The sequence below is a fragment of the Sphingobium sp. FW306-1B-F04DB genome, from assembly GCF_058781925.1.
In genome coordinates, this window is the sequence record NZ_JBYSXE010000008.1 from 1 (window position 1) to 16,083 (window position 16,083).

15 protein-coding genes are annotated in these 16,083 nt (G+C 65.3%); 9 read left to right on the forward strand and 6 right to left on the reverse strand.

What is annotated here, in order from left to right; translation table 11 throughout:
• From AC3WJD_RS06050 to AC3WJD_RS06060, 3 genes are all read left to right on the forward strand, one after another.
• Window positions 1–1,494 (forward strand): class I tRNA ligase family protein (locus AC3WJD_RS06050; protein WP_492745449.1); only part of this gene is annotated, 1,494 nt, incomplete at its 5' end.
• A gap of 32 nt (window positions 1,495–1,526) precedes the next feature.
• Window positions 1,527–2,057, forward strand: a complete 531-nt coding sequence (gene lspA / locus AC3WJD_RS06055; RefSeq protein WP_492745451.1) for a signal peptidase II — start codon at window positions 1,527–1,529, stop codon at window positions 2,055–2,057.
• Window positions 2,050–2,466 carry a DUF3035 domain-containing protein gene (locus tag AC3WJD_RS06060; RefSeq protein ID WP_492745452.1) on the forward strand — a complete coding sequence of 139 codons (417 nt, stop codon included), beginning with the start codon at window positions 2,050–2,052 and terminating at the stop codon, window positions 2,464–2,466. The genes lspA and AC3WJD_RS06060 overlap by 8 nt, the downstream gene beginning before the upstream one ends.
• A 68-nt stretch (window positions 2,467–2,534) precedes the next feature.
• Here the strand turns inward: AC3WJD_RS06060 and AC3WJD_RS06065 are convergent, their stop codons facing one another.
• Complete coding sequence (locus tag AC3WJD_RS06065; protein WP_492745453.1) at window positions 2,535–3,299, reverse strand: TorF family putative porin; 765 nt, start codon at window positions 3,297–3,299, stop codon at window positions 2,535–2,537.
• A 221-nt stretch (window positions 3,300–3,520) separates the two neighbouring features.
• On the opposite strand from AC3WJD_RS06065, the gene AC3WJD_RS06070 reads away from it, so the two are divergent.
• Window positions 3,521–3,877, forward strand: coding sequence for a hypothetical protein (locus AC3WJD_RS06070; protein ID WP_492745455.1), 357 nt, complete (start codon window positions 3,521–3,523; stop codon window positions 3,875–3,877).
• Here the strand turns inward: AC3WJD_RS06070 and AC3WJD_RS06075 are convergent.
• Genes AC3WJD_RS06075 through sseA form a run of 3 tightly spaced genes read right to left on the reverse strand, consistent with a single transcriptional unit; the run spans window position 3,874 to window position 6,868 of the window.
• A complete protein-coding gene (locus AC3WJD_RS06075) occupies window positions 3,874–4,842 on the reverse strand; it encodes a mechanosensitive ion channel family protein (RefSeq protein ID WP_492745457.1) in 969 nt (322 codons plus the stop codon). The genes AC3WJD_RS06070 and AC3WJD_RS06075 overlap by 4 nt on opposite strands.
• A complete protein-coding gene (gene metC / locus AC3WJD_RS06080) occupies window positions 4,839–6,029 on the reverse strand; it encodes a cystathionine beta-lyase (protein WP_492745459.1) in 1,191 nt (396 codons plus the stop codon). Before metC ends, AC3WJD_RS06075 begins: the two co-directional genes overlap by 4 nt.
• On the reverse strand, window positions 6,026–6,868 hold the full coding sequence (gene sseA, locus AC3WJD_RS06085; RefSeq protein ID WP_492745460.1) for a 3-mercaptopyruvate sulfurtransferase: 843 nt from the start codon (window positions 6,866–6,868) through the stop codon (window positions 6,026–6,028). Before sseA ends, metC begins: the two co-directional genes overlap by 4 nt.
• A gap of 516 nt (window positions 6,869–7,384) precedes the next feature.
• On the opposite strand from sseA, the gene AC3WJD_RS06090 reads away from it, so the two are divergent.
• Window positions 7,385–7,534 (forward strand): DUF559 domain-containing protein, encoded by a 150-nt coding sequence (locus AC3WJD_RS06090; RefSeq protein WP_492745462.1) that lies wholly within the window; start codon window positions 7,385–7,387, stop codon window positions 7,532–7,534.
• A 193-nt stretch (window positions 7,535–7,727) separates the two neighbouring features.
• Here AC3WJD_RS06090 and AC3WJD_RS06095 read toward each other — a convergent pair whose 3' ends face one another.
• Complete coding sequence (locus AC3WJD_RS06095) at window positions 7,728–9,230, reverse strand: S10 family peptidase (protein WP_492745611.1); 1,503 nt, start codon at window positions 9,228–9,230, stop codon at window positions 7,728–7,730.
• Between the two features lie 151 nt (window positions 9,231–9,381).
• Here AC3WJD_RS06095 and queF point away from each other — a divergent pair, with 151 nt between their 5' ends.
• The gene (queF, locus tag AC3WJD_RS06100) at window positions 9,382–9,828 is read left to right on the forward strand and encodes a preQ(1) synthase (protein WP_492745612.1); all 447 of its coding nucleotides are present in this window, start codon (window positions 9,382–9,384) and stop codon (window positions 9,826–9,828) included.
• Here the strand turns inward: queF and AC3WJD_RS06105 are convergent.
• Window positions 9,810–11,672: an SEL1-like repeat protein gene (locus AC3WJD_RS06105; RefSeq protein ID WP_492745464.1), complete on the reverse strand. Its 1,863-nt coding sequence runs from the start codon at window positions 11,670–11,672 to the stop codon at window positions 9,810–9,812. The genes queF and AC3WJD_RS06105 overlap by 19 nt on opposite strands.
• 226 nt (window positions 11,673–11,898) lie before the next feature.
• On the opposite strand from AC3WJD_RS06105, the gene AC3WJD_RS06110 reads away from it, so the two are divergent.
• Genes AC3WJD_RS06110 through AC3WJD_RS06120 form a run of 3 tightly spaced genes read left to right on the forward strand, consistent with a single transcriptional unit; the run spans window position 11,899 to window position 15,955 of the window.
• The gene (locus AC3WJD_RS06110) at window positions 11,899–14,178 is read left to right on the forward strand and encodes a glycosyltransferase family 4 protein (RefSeq protein WP_492745613.1); all 2,280 of its coding nucleotides are present in this window, start codon (window positions 11,899–11,901) and stop codon (window positions 14,176–14,178) included.
• 44 nt (window positions 14,179–14,222) lie between these two features.
• Window positions 14,223–15,509, forward strand: a complete 1,287-nt coding sequence (locus AC3WJD_RS06115; RefSeq protein ID WP_492745615.1) for a glycoside hydrolase family 130 protein — start codon at window positions 14,223–14,225, stop codon at window positions 15,507–15,509.
• A gap of 44 nt (window positions 15,510–15,553) precedes the next feature.
• Window positions 15,554–15,955, forward strand: coding sequence for an acyl-CoA thioesterase (locus tag AC3WJD_RS06120; RefSeq protein ID WP_492745465.1), 402 nt, complete (start codon window positions 15,554–15,556; stop codon window positions 15,953–15,955).
• Window positions 15,956–16,083: the final 128 nt, after the last annotated feature.

Below are 16,083 nucleotides of genomic sequence, written 5' to 3' on the forward strand. Positions count from 1 at the left end.
ACCCCCATCCCCTCCCCTGAAGGGGAGGGGCTTGTTCTTGGCCACGGTCAGGGCAACGGCGCTACTCTCCGCGAGATCGCGCTCGACGCGATCGAGCGCACCCGCTGGGTGCCTGCGCGCGCGAAGAACCGCATCAATGCGATGGTCGAGGGGCGCCCCGACTGGGTGATCAGCCGCCAGCGCGCCTGGGGCGTGCCGATCGCGCTCTATGTCCACCGCCAGTCGGGCGAATATCTGCGCGACGACGCGGTCAATGCCCGCATCATCGACGCGGTGACCAAAGGCGGCGCCGATGCCTGGTACGCCACCGACCATCAGGCACTGCTCGGCCCCGACTACCGGCTCGAGGATTATGAGGTCGTCACCGACATCCTCGACGTGTGGTTCGATTCGGGCTCGACGCACGCCTTCGTGATCGAGCAGCGCTATGGCGAGGGCGTCCGCGCCAATCTCTATATCGAGGGTTCGGACCAGCATCGTGGCTGGTTCCAGTCGTCGCTGCTCGAAAGCTCTGGCACGCGCGGGCGCGCGCCCTATGACGCGGTGCTGACGCACGGCTTCGCGCTCGACGGCAATGGCCGCAAGATGTCCAAGTCATTGGGCAACGTCGTCGATCCGCTCAAGATCATCGGCGAGAGCGGTGCCGATATCCTGCGCATGTGGGTCGCCTCGGTCGATTATTTCGAGGACGTCCGCATCGGCAAGGAAATCCTGTCGGGCACCTCGGACCAGTATCGCAAGCTCAGGAACACCTTCCGCTACCTGCTCGGCGCGCTCGACGGCTTCGCCGAGACCGAGAAGCTGCCCGTCAGCGAGATGCCCGAGCTTGAGCGCTATGTGCTTCATCTGCTTGGCGTTCTCGATGCGGACCTGAAGGAAGCGACCGACGGCTTCGAGTTCAACCGCTATATCCGCGCGCTGACCGATTTCGCGAACGAGGACCTGTCGGCCTTCTTCTTCGATATCCGCAAGGACTGCCTCTATTGCGATGCGCCTTCGGACCCGAAGCGCCGCGCCTATCGCACCGTGCTCGACACGCTGTTCCACGCGCTGGTGCGCTATGCCGCGCCGATCATCCCCTTCACCGCCGAGGAAGTGTGGCAGTCGCGCTTCCCCAGCGAGGATGGTTCGGTCCATTTCCTCGAATGGCCCGAGGTCGATGCGACATGGCTGGACGGCACGCTTGGCCAGAAGTGGCAGGGCGTCCGCGGCGCACGCGAGCGCGTGACCGAGGCGATCGAGCCCTTCCGCCGCGACAAGGTGATCCGTTCGAGCCTCGAGGCCGAGGTGGTCGTTCCCGACCTCTCGGGGCTTGGCGAAGGCGACTTCGCCGAAGTCTGCATCGTGGCGAGCGCGGTCAACGGCAGCGGCGATGCGGTCGAGGTGACGCGCACCGAACGCGCCAAATGCGGCCGCTGCTGGCGCCATTTGCCCGAGGTCAGGGAAGACGGCGATCTGTGCGATCGTTGCGAATCCGTGACCGTTGCGGCCTGACCTGACCGCCTTAACCCTATAGTTGGAACCGGATGCGCGAAGCCCTCCACACCCACCGCAAGCTCGGCCTGATCCTCGCCGCGTGCGTCTTCGCGATCGACCAGATCGTGAAATATGTCGTCACCGTGCCGCTCAGCATCAATGAGATCGGTGATTCCAAAGAGATCATCTCGATCTTCAACTTGACCTTCGTGGCCAACTACGGCGTCTCGATGGGTTTTCTGCGTGCCGACAGCGAGGCGATGCGCTGGGGCCTCGTCACACTGACGCTCGCGATCAGCATCGGTGTCGTCATATGGATGTGGCGCGAGAAACGGCGCTGGGATGTGCTCGCGCTCGGCTTCGTGCTCGGCGGCGCGCTGGGCAATATCGTGGATCGGGTCAGGTTCGGCCATGTCGTGGACTTTGCCGACCTGCATTTCGGCGGCTTCCGCCCCTTTTTGGTATTCAACATCGCCGATGCTGCTATTACCATCGGTGTATTGATCCTGCTGCTGCGCGCGCTGCTCGTGCGCGAGGCGGCGGATGACGCAAAAGACGCTACGGAGACTGTGGATGCGTAAGACGGTGATCATTGGAAGTCTGGGCATGGCCGCGATTTCGCTTTCGGCCTGTGCCTCGGGCGGGATCGCCAATCGCGAACGCCCCGACGAATTCGCCACCGCGCGCAAGGCGCCGCTGGTGATCCCCCCCGATTTCGCGCTCGTGCCGCCCAAGCCCGGCGCCCCGCGCCCGCAGGAAAGCGATTCGGCGACGCAGGCGCTTCAGGCGATGTTCGGCGGCCCCGCGCAGCGCAGCGCAAGCGAGACCGGCGTGATCGGCCAGGCGGGCGGCAACCGCGCCGATGCGGGCATCCGCTCGGGCGTGGGCGATCCCGACACCAATGTCGTCGACAAGGGTTCGGTGACGCGCGACATCATCGCCGCGCCCGAGGGCGACGGCCAGGACGCGCGCGCCTCGACCCCGCAATAAGCGGACGCGCCCGGCACACATAAAAAAGGGGGCCGCAAAGCCCCCTTTTTCGTTTGTGGTCCGGTGGATCAGAACGCCACGCCGATCGAGCCGACGACCCCCGCCTTGGAGACGTTCTTGCCCGAGAGCGGGTTGAACAGCGACTTGTCGGTGTCGACATAGGACACGCCGAAGGACAGATTCTTCCAGGTGTAGGTCGCGCCCAGGCTCCAGTCGGTATATTCGTCGCCGATCGTGAGATAGCTCGGCCCGAACGAGTGGCCGACATGCGCCGACAGGCTGAGCGGCGTGCCCGGGATACCCCCGGAGAGGTCGCCCGCGAGGTAGAAATTGTCTTCCTTGCCACTGCCGACCGACAGCGCGTTCGACTTGGGCGCATAGGCCGCGGTCAGCTTGCCCGTGACGGGGCCGAAGGTATGCGACACCGCGACATAGGGCTCGACGAAATCGCTGTCATAGCCGGGGACGATCTCCTCGGCGCCGGGATAGTAGTAATAGAGCACGCCGACATCGAGCGTGGTGCCGCCAAAGGTCTTCTTCCAGCCGACGATGAGGTCGAGTTCCTGGTCGCCGCCCGCGGCGACATACTCGTCGATCGTCGAGCCCCAGACCGTCGCATAGAGGCCCGAATCGTGCGAGACGCTGATCGTGCCCTGCAGCGCGAAATTCTTGTCGGTCTGCGAAATGCCGCGGAAGCGATAGTCGGTGACGACGGTAGCGCCCCCCGAGATGGTGATGCTGCTTTCCGCCTCGGGCGCTTCGTCCTGCGCCAATGCGGGTGTACTCAACGCGGCCAAAGCCAGGGCCGTGAGGCCGGTGATGGACGTGCGCATGATCTTCCTTTCTGGTTCGATGCGTCGTCCCGCCTGCGTTGCGACTCCTGCCTCTCTTGCCGCGATGGGCCGGGGCGGATTGTCGCAAACGCAATACAGATGCCCAATCACGCTGCACTGCACAAGAATATTGTGCGCCACGCCCCACGATAGGGCAGCGCTGTTGCCCCAACGCAACACCGTGCGTCGTCTCAACCATTCCTTAGCCAAAGACCGCGATAGTGGCGGGCGTGACGCAGATTTCCACGCCCGTCGTGCCCGAAGGAAGGCCCACGCCAGCGCAGCAGCTGACCGAGCTGCGCGCGATCCAGGCGCTGGTCAACGAGCTCGCGGGGGCAAGTATTCCCTCCGCTCTCGCCATCGCCGATCCCGCGTTCGACAAGCGCTATGATTCGGCGCCTCCCTTGGTCCAGCGCCGCTTCGACGCGGTCGCGGGCGAGACCGCGGCCTATGCCGCGGCGGGGCTGACCGCGCTGATCGCGGGGCGCAAACATGGCGCGGGCGCGAGCGCCGCGGCGGCACACCTCGCGCGCGAGATGGAAAAGTCGATCCGCGCCATGGAGAAGATCCTGGTCTAGCCGTCGTCCGCGGGCCCGGGCTGCTCGGGCCAGCTGCGGATATTCAGGTCGCGCTGCGGGAAGGGAAAGCGGATGTCGTTGTCCGCGAACAGCCGCCAGATCCGCGTCAGCACATCGGACACGACGCTCCCTACCCCCGCCTCGGGATCATTGATCCAGAGCCGGATGTCGTATTCGACGCCGCTGTCCCCGAAGGCGGTAATCCAGACGACCGCGGCGGGATGGTCGAGCACGCGGGGGGCGGCGCGCGTTGCCTCGAGCATCAGTTCGCGCGCGCGGTCCTGATCGGAGTGATAGGAGACGCGCACGGGCACATGGACGCGGACGTTGCGATCGGAATAGGACCAGTTCTCCACCTCCTGCGTCATCAGATTCTCGTTGGGGATCAGATGCTCCTTGCCGTCGCGCGTCACCACCGACACCGCGCGCGTGCCGATCCGGTTGACCCAGCCGAAACGGTCTCCGACGACGATCACGTCGCCCGGCTTGATCGAGCGATCCATCAGCAGGATGAGCCCCGCAAAGAGATTGCCGAAGGTTTTCTGAAGGCCGAAACCGACCGCGAGGCCGAAGGCGCCCGAGAACACCGTCAGCGCGGTGAGGTCGATCCCGAGCATGTCGATGCCGAGGAAGAAGGCGATGGCGACCAGCGCGATGCTGACGATCTTTTCGGTCAGCAGCTTCTGCGTGGGATCAAGGCCGTCGGCGCGCCCGACATAGCGATGCAGGAGCCGGTTCGCGAAGCGCACGACCATGAACAGCGTCGCCACCGTGACGACGAGCTGCAAGGTACTCAGAAGCGAGATCCGATAACGCCCGGCATCGAACCCGATACGGTCGAGCAGGACGATCACCGGCTCGGAGCGCGGCACCTGGCCCGAGAGCAAGACGAGCATCGCCAGCAGGACGGCGATCGTGGCGAGCCAGCGCATCACGAAGACGACGCCGAACTCCCGCTTCTTCATCCCCGCGCGCTCCGGAACCGCTGCAGCCCCGATGCGAGATCGGCGATCAGATCCTCCGGATCCTCGAGCCCGATCTGGAGCCGGACGAGCGGCCCCCCGGCGGACCAGGGCACCGCGCTGCGATGCGGGTCCGACGGTACGACAAGGCTTTCATAGCCCCCCCAGCTGAAGCCGATGCCGAACAGCTCGAGTCCGTCGATCAATGCGGTGCGCGCGGCATCGTCGCCGCCGTCGAGTATGAAGGAGAACAGCCCGGCGCTGCCGCGGAAATCGCGTTGCCAGAGCGCATGGCCCGCGCAGGTTTCGAGCGCGGGATGCAGCACGCGTGCGACCTCGGGCTGTTCGGCGAGCCAGCGGGCGACGGTGAGCGCATTGCTCTGGTGGCGGCGCAGGCGGACATCGAGCGTCCGCAGCCCGCGCGCGCCGAGCCAGGCGTCGTCGGGCGACGCGCACTGGCCGAGCGAATAGCTGGTCTTGCGCAGCGCCTGCCAGTGCGCCGCGTTGGCGGTGACCGAGCCGAGCATCACGTCCGAGTGGCCGACGATATATTTGGTGCAGGCGAGGATGGTGAGATCGACGCCCTTGTCGAGCGCGGTGAAGAAGAGCGGCGTCGCCCAGGTATTGTCGAGCAGCGTCACGATGCCGCGTTCGCGCGCGATTGCGGTGATCGCGGGCACGTCCTGCACCTCGAAGGTCAGGCTGCCCGGGCTTTCCATGAAGATCGCGGCGGTACGCTCGTTGATCAGAGCCGCGATCCCGGCGCCGACCAGCGGATCGTAATAGCGCGTCGCGATCCCGTAGCGGCGCAGCAGGCCGTCGCAAAAGGCGCGGGTCGGCTCATAGGCGCTGTCGACCATCAGCAACTCGTCGCCGGGCTTGAGCACCGAGAACAGCGCGGTCGTCACCGCCGCGACGCCCGAAGGATAGAGCAAAGTGCCTGCCGCTCCCGGCTCCATTTCGGTCAGCGCATCGGCGAGCGACCACTGGGTCGGCGTGCCACGCCGGCCATAATAGAACTGATGATGCGTATCGTGCTGGCGCGCGCGCATCTCGGCGACGCTGTCGTACAGGATGGTCGACGCGCGCCAGACGGGCGGGTTGACCACCGCGCCGCGCCATTCCTTGCGCCGACCACCATGAACGAGCCGTGTCGCATCACCGCGCCCGTCGCCGTCCTTGTGACTCATGCAGCGCCCATGGCCTTGGGAGTCGAGGGATCCGAACCCCATTCGCTCCACGAGCCGTCATAGAGCGCGACGTTCTTCGCGCCCGCCATGTGCGCGCCGAACAGCAGCACCGCGGCGGTGATGCCCGAGCCGCAGGTGGTGATGAGCGGACGGCCGAGGTCGATACCCGCATCGGCAAAGGCCTGTTTCAGCGCATCGCCCTGCTTCCAGGTCCCGTCGGTGGTGAAGAGATTGCCATAGGGCAAGTTCTTCGATCCCGGGATATGGCCCGCATGCGTCTTCGGGCGCGGGTCAGCCTCCTCGCCCGTGAAGCGCGCGGCGCTGCGCGCATCGAGCACCTGTTCGGCGCCGCTGTCGACATTGGCCTTCATCTGGTCGAGCGTGCGCAAGGTGGCTTCGTCCTTCCACACGGTATAGTGGCGATGCCGGTGCGGCTCCTTGCCCGAAGCGAGATCGCGCCCCTCAGCCTTCCATCTGGCGAGGCCGCCATCGAGGACCGCGACGTCGTGCGCACCGAACAGGCGGAGCATCCACCAGGCGCGCGTCGCGGTGCGATAGGGCGAGTCATCGTAGAGCACGATCCGGCTACCGTCTCCGAGGCCCAGTGACTGCATCCGGCTCGCGAATTTCTCGGGCGTCGGCAGCATGTTGGGAAGCTCGGTCGCCGTGTCGACGAGATGCTCCAGGTCCATATAGACCGCGCCGGGAATATGCCCGGCCTCATATTCGGCCGCCGCATTGCGGCCATCGCTGGGGAGGAAGTAGGTCGCGTCAACCACACGCAGGTCCGAAGCGCCCAGTTCTTTTGCGAGCCATTCGGTTGAAACCAGCATGTCCATGAGATGCACTCCTCTTCCTGATTCCTCCTTTGCTTAATCCGCCCACCGGGCCGCGTCGAGACGCCAGCGCGAGCACCACCCGATGGCGGTAACCTTGGGGGGCGTCGAATCATCCATTCGGGGCATTTTCAACGCCATGCCGGCCGATGCTCCCGATCGCGATTGGCGGACGATTTCCTGTGAAGGTTAGGAAGGTTCGGCGTGTGGAAAAAATCCCCTCGATCAGTGCGCCCGCATTGATCGGGTTTTTCGATCAACGCCGGCTTGTCATCTGCACGCGATCAAAGAGCCGATTGTCGGGCAAGGCTGACAGATCGAAGGCGTGTAGGACAGAGGTTTTGGTGGGGCCTATGTCAGCTTGCGACCCAGTATCGGACGGGAGCGCTGCTGCCCTCTCCCGCCCTTGCGGGAGAGGGTTGGGTGAGGGTCTTCTTTCCTTTACCTTCGGCCACATGGGACCCGTAAGGCGACCGATAAGCCCACATGCAGCGCGCCTGAGGTGCGATATGACCGACGTTGAGCGCGAGCTGTGGTTCGCCGTCCGCCGGGCGCACCACCTATCTCGAGGATCGAGGCTATTGCGCGCTTCGCTTCTGGAACACCGAGGTGATCGAGAGCTTAGAGGGCGTTCTTGCGATAATCGCCGGTGCGCTGCATCGGGATTGAAGCCAGGAAGAAGACCCTCACCCAACCCTCTCCCCCGAAAAGCGGGAGAGGGCTTAATCGAGCGTCCGTTTTCCAAGCCAAAGCGGACTTCTGCGGTATTGTGAAGGGGGCGGCCTTCGCCCCGCAGCGAACAGGCTCTCGCCTCCGCCCGACCGGGCGGGGCAAGAGCCCGTGCCCTGCTCGGTCTGTCGCCTCAGCGCGCGCGGATGAAGGCGCGGATGTCCTGGCTGAGCTTGGTGCGGTCCTCGTCGCGGACGTACATCATGTGGCCCGAGCCGTAATATTTGTACTCGATCCGATCCTTGGGGATGCCCGTGCGGCTGAGTGCATATTCGGCGGCGAAGAAGGGCGTGGCGAAGTCGTAATAGCCCTGCCCCACGAAGATCCTGAGCCCGCTGTTCTCGCGCAGCCCCTTGCCGATATAGGGCGCGACGTTGAGATAGGCGTCGCTGTCGCGCCCCTCGCCCAGCCGCCAGTCCCAGGGGCCGACGCTGCCGATCGTGACATAGCGGCGATCGGTGTCGAATTTGAGCGTCTCGCGCGCATAGGCGTTGATCGCCGCGGTATAGCCGCCATCGATGCCGAAGAAGCTGGGGTCATTGTCGGGCTCCTCGCCCGCATTGTCATAGTCCTTGCCGGTATAGCGACTGTCGAGGCGGCCGACGGTAAGCCCGCGATCGCGCAGCAATTCCTTGTAGAAGCGGCCCGGCAGCACGCGCAGATCGGCCTGTTCGAGATAGCTTTCCGAGAGCCCCGTGAAGCGCGCGAGATCGCGGCGCACCTGCGCGCGTTCCTCGCCCGCCAGCGCATTGCCCTTGAGCAGCGCCGCGGCATAGGGGCCGATCGCCCATTGCCGCGCCTCCGCGACGAACGCCTCTACGCCGCCCGGGGCCTGCGCCTTGCCGTGATAGAGCGCGGTCGCGGCCATGCTGGGAACGTTGAGGATATAGGACAGCTCGTTGCCCTTCGTATCCGCGCCCGCGGCGAAGTCGAGCACGGTCGAGATCAGGATGACGCCGTTGAGCGCGACGTCGTTATAGGCGCCCTCGAGTTGATTGAGCACCGCGGCCGAGCGCGTCGTGCCATAGCTTTCGCCGCCGAGGAACTTGGGCGCGTTCCAGCGGCCATTTTCGTTCAGCCACAGCCGGATGAACTGCGCGATCGATTCGGCATCCTTGGTGACGCCCCAGAAGTCCTTGGGATCGGTCTTGCCCAGCGTATGGCTGAAGCCCGTGCCGACGGGATCGATGAACACGATGTCGGTGACGTCCAAAAGGCTGTCGGGGTTGTCGACGATCGGATAGGGCGGCGCGCCGTCGTCGCGCGCGTCCGAGGGGATCGCGACGCGCTTGGGCCCGAAGGCGCCCATGTGGAGCCATACCGACCCCGAGCCGGGGCCGCCGTTGAACAGGAAGGTGACGGGACGGTTGGGGTCCTTGCCGTCCTTCACATAGGAGACCGAGAAGATCGAGGCGCGCGGGGTGCCGTCGTCGGCCTTGAGATATGTTTCGCCCGCGGTGGCGGTGTAGGTCACCGACTGGCCCCCGAAGCGGCCGCTATGTTTCGTCACCGAGCGCCTGGGGGGCGGAATGTCCTCGGCCTTGGTCTTTTCGGCGGCGGGCGCGTCCTTTTCCTTGTCCTGCGCGTAGAGCGGCGCCGCCGCGACGAGCGCGACAAGCCCAGCACCCAGAAGCATTTTTCCCAGAGACTTCGGCATGCGCCACCCCTTGATATCTTATTGCATGCGCCTGCTATTGCACGGGCCGGGCGCGGGCAATGTCGTTCGTCGAAAAGCGCGCGCGCAGCCAGGACTGGTTATACGCGCACGCATCCCCTAAATGCCGGCCATGCAGACCACTCATCTCGGCCAGACTTCGACGCTTCCCAATTCGCCCGACGAGGCGGTGCTCGACTATGTGCCCAATCCCCGCGCGGGCAGCCTCTACCTCGTCCGCTTCGCCGCGCCCGAGTTCACCTCGCTGTGTCCGGTGACGGGCCAGCCCGATTTCGCGCATCTCGTGATCGACTATGCGCCCGATGCGACGATCGTTGAATCCAAGTCGCTGAAGCTGTTTCTCGGCTCGTTCCGCAACCACGGCGCCTTTCACGAAGATTGCACGGTCAGCATCGGCGAGCGGCTGTTCGCCGAGATGAAGCCCAAATGGCTGCGCATCGGCGGATACTGGTATCCGCGCGGCGGCATCCCGATCGACGTGTTCTGGCAATCGGGCGAGGCGCCCAAGGGGCTATGGGTGCCCGACCAGGGCGTGCCGGGCTACCGCGGCAGGGGATAGTCCCCGCCATTCAGCATGTTGAACAACAGCGTCGGCGCTTCCTTGTCGTCGGCGGCCATCGCCTTGCGGAACCATGATTCGGCCTGCTTTTCATCGACCTCGACGCCGATGCCGTCGCGATAGTTGATGCCCAGATAGCGCATCGCCATCGCGTTGCCCGCGTCGGCGGCCTGAAGATAGAGGCGGTTGGCGGCCTGTTTGTCGACCGCGACGCCCTTGCCCTCCTCATGACAGGCCCCGAGCAGGACCATGGCGTTGCTGTCGCCCTGGTCGATCGCCTTTTTCAGCCAGCCGACCCCCGCGGCGGCATCTTCCGCGATACCCTCGCCGTTGAGCAGCGCAAAGCCATAGCGATACTGGCCATCGGCATCGCCCATTTCGGCGGCCTTGGCGTAATAGGCGGTGCTCCGGGCCTTGTCCGCCTTCACGTCTTCGCCATCATGATAAAGGTCGCCCAGCGTGGTCCACGCGAACGGGACGCCGGCCTCTCCCGCGGCGCGCAGCAATGTCAGTGCCTTGGCCACGTCCTTCGTCACGCCGTTTCCATAGACATACAGAACCGCCAGATTGGCGATCGCCCAGGGCTCGTTCTTGTCGGCACCCGCCTGGTACCAGCGCAGCGCCTCCTTGACGTCGGCCTCAACACCTAGGCCGTCCTGATACATGATGCCGATCCAGTGGAGCGCGTCGACCTCGCCCTTTTCGCCGGCCAGCCGGTACAGGCGCAGAGCCTCGGCATGGTCCTGTTTCACCCCCGTGCCCGTCCTGTGGAAATCCGCGAGATTGTAGATTGCCATTGCATTGCCCTTGTCGGCAGCCTGGCGGTACCAGCGCGCGGCCGCTTCAACGTCCCTGGCAACGCCGGCGGCGGTCTCATAGGCATAGCCGATCGCGACCATTGCATCGCTGTCGTCCAGTTCCGCGGCCTTACGATAGAGGCGGACCGCCTCGGCGGCGTCCTTGCCGACCCCGGCGCCGTTGGCATAGGCCAGTGCGAGATTGTATATCGCGACTGCATTGTCCGCGTCCGCGGCCTTGCGATACCAGCCCACCGCCTCGACATCGTCCTCGGCCACGCCCGCGCCGTCGGCATAGGCATTGCCGACGTCGTTCTGCGCCCAGCTATTGCCCTGATCGGCGGCCCTGCGGAACCAGCGCAACGCCTCGGTAAGATCCCGCTTCACGCCGCGGCCGTCGCGATACATCAGCCCGACGCTCCGTTCGGAATCGCTGTTGCCCTCAGCCGCGCCCTTGCGGAACCAGCGCAGCGCCTCGGCGGCATCCTCGCGCACGCCCTCACCCGCGTCATAGGCGATCCCGAGCGCCTGCATTGCCCCCGGGCTTCCGCGATCCGCGGCGATGCGGAACCACTGAAGCGCGGAACGCGTATCCTGCGCGATGCCGATACCGTCGCGATAGTTCATCGCGAGGAACAGCGCACCGCGCGCGGTGCCGAGATCGGCGGCGCGCCGATAGGCCGTAGTGGCCTCGGCGGCATTTTTCTCACCCCCCTCGCCAAGCTCGTCCATCACGCCGAGCTCGACGATCGCCCCGGGGTGATTGCGCGCCGCCCCGCGCTGCAGCCAGCTGCGGGCCTCGACGGGTTCCTTGGCAACCCCGTTTCCGAAGCGCAGCGCGCGACCGAGCAGGAACATCGCTTCCGGATCGTCACGTTCGGCGAGGGTGCGATACAGGCGGGCGGCCTCCTCGTACCGCTCCTCGGCCTCGGCGGCACGCGCCTGCGCCTTGATCTCGGCAACCGTTGTCGCCTCGACGGCGGATCCGGCGGCCGGTGCGGATGGCCCCGCAACCGCCGAATAAAGCAACGCAACCAGCAACTTCATCTATTTGCCCCCTCTCCGGCCCCACGCATCTGATAGCGGATGCCCCCCGTTGCCGGTCAAGCCGTATCGTCTGCGCAACGGCTCCGGCGCTTGATCGCGCGTTTCCAACGGACTGCGGATTCTCCTTGCTGCATTGCACAATAACGGCAACCATCCTCTCGGCGAGTCGTTCAGTAGCAAAGCGTATTCACGCTCCTGATATTGTTGCACCAGCGAAAGGGTGACTATGGTAGATGCGGCTTCGCACGAAGCGTCTGCGCCTGAAGCCCCGGCGCACATCGCGTTGATCGGCAATGCGCTGCCCCGGCGCTGCGGTCTCGCGACCTTCACCAGCGACACCTATGACGCGCTTCGCGCGCGCTTTCCCGACATGCGCGTCGATCTCTATGCAATGGACGACGGCACCGGCGTCACTTATCCCGATCATGTGGCGACGATCGACCAGCACGACCCCGCCGCCTACCGCAGGGCGGCGCGCGCGATTGTGGAGAGCGGCGCGCAGGCGATGTGGCTGCAGCACGAATATGGCATTTTCGGCGGACAGGCGGGCGAGTTCATCCTGAACCTGCTCGACCGCGTCGGCCTGCCCGTGCTTGTCACCCTGCACACGGTGCGCGAGAAACCCAGCGTGGACGAGCGACGGGTGCTCGAGGCGCTGGCGCGCCGGGCCTCGAAGCTGATCGTAATGGCCGAAAAGGGCCGCGAGATTTTGCGTCACGTCTATGGCGTCAGCGACACGGAGATCGTGGTGATCCCGCACGGAGTGCCCGATCGTGCGCTGGTTGATCCGAGTGCATTGAAGCCGCGCTTCGGCTTTGCGGGGCGTGAGGTGATCCTGACCTTCGGCCTGCTTGCGCCCGATAAGGGGATCGAAGGCATGATCGAGGCGATGCCGCGCATCATCGCGTCGCACCCGCAGGCGCTCTATGTCGTGCTCGGTGCGACGCATCCCAATCTGGTGCGGCGCGAGGGCGAAACCTATCGCGAGAAGCTGCACGCGCTCGCCGAAACGCTCGGGGTCAGTGAGCATGTCCGGTTCATCGACGCCTTTGTCGAACCCGACGAACTGCTCGACTATCTCCAGGCCGCCGACATCTATGTCACGCCCTATCTGAAGCGAGACCAGATCACGTCGGGGACGCTGTCCTACGCGGTCGGGGTCGGCAAGCCAGTGGTGGCCACCCCCTATATCCACGCAACCGAGATCCTCGACGACGACCATGGCGTGCTCGTCGACTTTGCGAACAGCGATCAGATGGCGACGGCAGTGACGCGGCTGCTGGCGGACGACGCGCGCCGCGGCGCGCTGGCCGAGCGCGCCTATGCGCGCGGGCGCACGATGCTCTGGTCGCGCGTCGCTGAACGTGCCGCCGCGATCCTCGACGAGATGGCGCAGCGCGCGCCACGGCGGATGGGCAAGGCGAGCGCGGGTGTAACGATGCTCCCGCCCGATCTGGCAGCCGTGCTGCGGATGAGCGATTCGACGGGCATGTACCAGCATGGTGTCTATTCGGTGCCCGATCGCAGACATGGCTATTGCGTCGACGACAATGCGCGCGCGCTGATGCTGCTCGGCCGGATCGAGGGGCTCGACGAGAGCCTGCGCGACCGGTGGATGACCGTCTATGCCGCGTTCGTGCAGCATAGCTGGAACCCCGATCTCGGCCGCTTCCGCAACTTCATGCGCTTCGACCGGAGCTGGTGCGAGGATTTCGGATCCGAGGACAGCCATGGCCGCGCGCTCTGGTCGCTCGGAATCACTGCGCGCCATGCCCCGATCCGCAAGCACGCCGATTGGGCGGCCAATCTGTTCGATAGCACGGGGCATCACGCGCTCGCGCTGGGTTCCCCCCGTGCGCAAGGTTTCGCGATGCTTGGTGCTGCGGCGATGTTCGAGGCGCGGCGCGGGCACGGCGTGGCGCGCGAGATCCTCGAGACCTTTGGCGATCAGCTGCTTGCGTTGCTCGCCGAGTCGCGCCGACCCGACTGGCCGTGGTTCGAGGCGGTGCTCGCCTATGACAATGCGCGGCTGCCCGAAGCGCTGCTCCGCGCGGGGCTGACGCTGGGCCGCGACGACTATCGCGAATGCGGGCTGCAGACGCTCGACTGGATCATGACGCAGCAGACCGCGCCCGAGGGGCATTTCCGCGCGGTCGGCACCGACAGCTTCGGGCGCGCCTATCAGCCGCCCATGCCCTTCGACCAGCAGCCGCTCGAGGCGCAGGCGACGATCGACGCGTGTGAGGCGGCCTTCGTCGCCTCGGGCGACGCGCGCTGGGTCGACGAGGCGCAGCGCGCCTATCGCTGGTTCCTGGGCGAGAACGACCTCGACATGCCGCTCGCGACGCGCGGAGACGGCGGCTGTTTCGACGGGCTGATGCCGACGGGGCTCAACCGCAATCAGGGTGCCGAATCGATCCTCGCGCTGCAGCTCGCGTCCTGTGCAATTTCCCGTCTTTCCAAGGCCGCGGCTGACGTGGCAAAACCGCTGGGTGCCGCCGCCTGACCCTTCGGGCGCGGGGGGAGCTGCCGGTGAAGCGGGAAATGTCGATGCTCAGCGTCTACAATCATCACCTGCGGCTCTATGCCGACCCTTCACGCGTCGTGGTGCGCCCTTTTCACCTCGCCTGGCAGGCCAATGGCGCGACGCGCAGCCGTTCGGAACGATTGGTCGACGAAGTGCTCGAGATGGACCCACACACCGCGTGCGCCCAGCTCGACGCGGTGCTCAAGGACTTCGAGGAGCGCCACTGGCAGACGCGCCGCGTGTTCATGACGCGCTATGAAGAGATCGTAGCCCAGCTCGGCCGCGACCTGGGCGATATCGGCGACGACAAGCGCCAGCTGATCGGCGCCTATTTCTGCCACGAATACAGCTATGCAGCGGCGGCGTTGATGAACCCCAGCGTGGTGCCGCACCACGACCAGACGGGCATGCCGCACGGATCGCAGCGAATCATCATGTCGCTGCGCGCGGTGGGCGAAGGCCACATTTCCACGGTCGCATTCCGCGAAGGCATCATCTCCGATACCGGCGATTTGCGGCTGGCGCCCGAACCGCCCTTCGCCACCGCCGCGGATGCGCTCGATGAAGCCGAGGACTCCGTGCCGCACGGCCCGGTCTCGGTCTATCGTCATGCCGACAGCACGCTTTCGGGCACGGTGATCTTCCCGATCACGCCCGCGCAGCGCAACGGGCTCGAGGATCTGCGCCTCGTCCATTTCACGCATGACGACGGATCGGTCGAATGGATCGGCACCTATACCGCCTATTCGGGGCGCGAAATCCAGTCCGAACTGCTGCGCACGCGCGACTTTCGCTGCTTCGATCTCGTGCCGATCAAGGGTGGTGCCGCACGCAACAAGGGGATGGCGCTGTTCCCGCGCAAGATCGATGGCAGCTACATGATGATCGGGCGACAGGACGGCGAGAATATCTTCCTGCTCAAGTCCGACTCGATCGATCATTGGGAGGAAGGCGAAAAGCTGATCGAACCCGTATATCCGTGGGAACTGGTCCAGATGGGAAATTGCGGCCCGCCGATCGAGCTGGACGAAGGCTGGCTGCTGCTCACGCATGGCGTGGGCGCAATGCGCAAATATTCGATCGGCGCGGCACTGCTCGACAAGGACGATCCCTCGAAGGTGCTTGCGCGCACGCCCAATCCTGTCCTCGCCGCGATCGAGCAGGACCGCGAAGGCTATGTCCCCAACGTCGTCTATACCTGCGGTGCGATGAAGCATGGCGAACTGATCTTCATGCCCTATGGCGTGGCCGACAGCTCGGTCGCCTTCGCCTTCGTGCCGATCGCGGCATTACTCGATCTGATGAAATGAAGCTTTTCCTCGCCTTTCGCAGCTATTTACAGTAGTGTAAGCGCATGACCGCAGCGATTCCCCATGACCATCCAATCGAGATCGTTCCGGACGATATCGACTTCATGGGACATGTGAACAATGCCAACTATCTGAACTGGGTGCAGGAAGCCGTGCTCGACCACTGGCGCTCGCTGGCGCCGCCCGACGCAGTGGCGAAGCATCTCTGGGTCGCGCTCAAGCACGAGATCACCTATCGCAAGCCCGCCTTTCTGGACGACGAGGTGATCGCCACCGTCATCCTCGAAAAAGTGCAGGGCGCGCGCGCATTCTACGAAACGCTGATCAAGCGCGGTGAGGAGGTGCTCGCCGAAGTGAAGTCGAGCTGGTGCTGCATCGACGCCGAGACGCTGCGGCCGGCGCGCATTGCGAGCGAGATCGCCGAGCGCTTCTTTTCCAAGGGGTGATCGGGCAACGGTTGGCTGCGGACCGCTGGTTTCGGCAGTCGTAAGATCCTCCCCGGTACGGGGAGGTGGCAGCCCGAAGAGCTGACGGAGGGGCTGCACTGAATTGGCAGGTTTCGCTCCAGCCCCTC

Bases quoted from the DNA above. Each gene is read 5' to 3' on its own strand.
- lspA (WP_492745451.1), top strand. From the start codon at position 1,527: ATGCGCGAAGCCCTCCACACCCACCGCAAGCTCGGCCTGATCCTCGCC.
- AC3WJD_RS06060 (WP_492745452.1), top strand. From the start codon at position 2,050: ATGCGTAAGACGGTGATCATTGGAAGTCTGGGCATGGCCGCGATTTCG.
- AC3WJD_RS06065 (WP_492745453.1), bottom strand. From the start codon at position 3,299: ATGCGCACGTCCATCACCGGCCTCACGGCCCTGGCTTTGGCCGCGTTG.
- AC3WJD_RS06075 (WP_492745457.1), bottom strand. From the start codon at position 4,842: ATGAAGAAGCGGGAGTTCGGCGTCGTCTTCGTGATGCGCTGGCTCGCC.
- metC (WP_492745459.1), bottom strand. From the start codon at position 6,029: ATGAGTCACAAGGACGGCGACGGGCGCGGTGATGCGACACGGCTCGTT.
- sseA (WP_492745460.1), bottom strand. From the start codon at position 6,868: ATGGACATGCTGGTTTCAACCGAATGGCTCGCAAAAGAACTGGGCGCT.
- AC3WJD_RS06095 (WP_492745611.1), bottom strand. From the start codon at position 9,230: ATGCTTCTGGGTGCTGGGCTTGTCGCGCTCGTCGCGGCGGCGCCGCTC.
- queF (WP_492745612.1), top strand. From the start codon at position 9,382: ATGCAGACCACTCATCTCGGCCAGACTTCGACGCTTCCCAATTCGCCC.
- AC3WJD_RS06105 (WP_492745464.1), bottom strand. From the start codon at position 11,672: ATGAAGTTGCTGGTTGCGTTGCTTTATTCGGCGGTTGCGGGGCCATCC.
- AC3WJD_RS06110 (WP_492745613.1), top strand. From the start codon at position 11,899: ATGGTAGATGCGGCTTCGCACGAAGCGTCTGCGCCTGAAGCCCCGGCG.
- AC3WJD_RS06115 (WP_492745615.1), top strand. From the start codon at position 14,223: ATGCTCAGCGTCTACAATCATCACCTGCGGCTCTATGCCGACCCTTCA.
- AC3WJD_RS06120 (WP_492745465.1), top strand. From the start codon at position 15,554: ATGACCGCAGCGATTCCCCATGACCATCCAATCGAGATCGTTCCGGAC.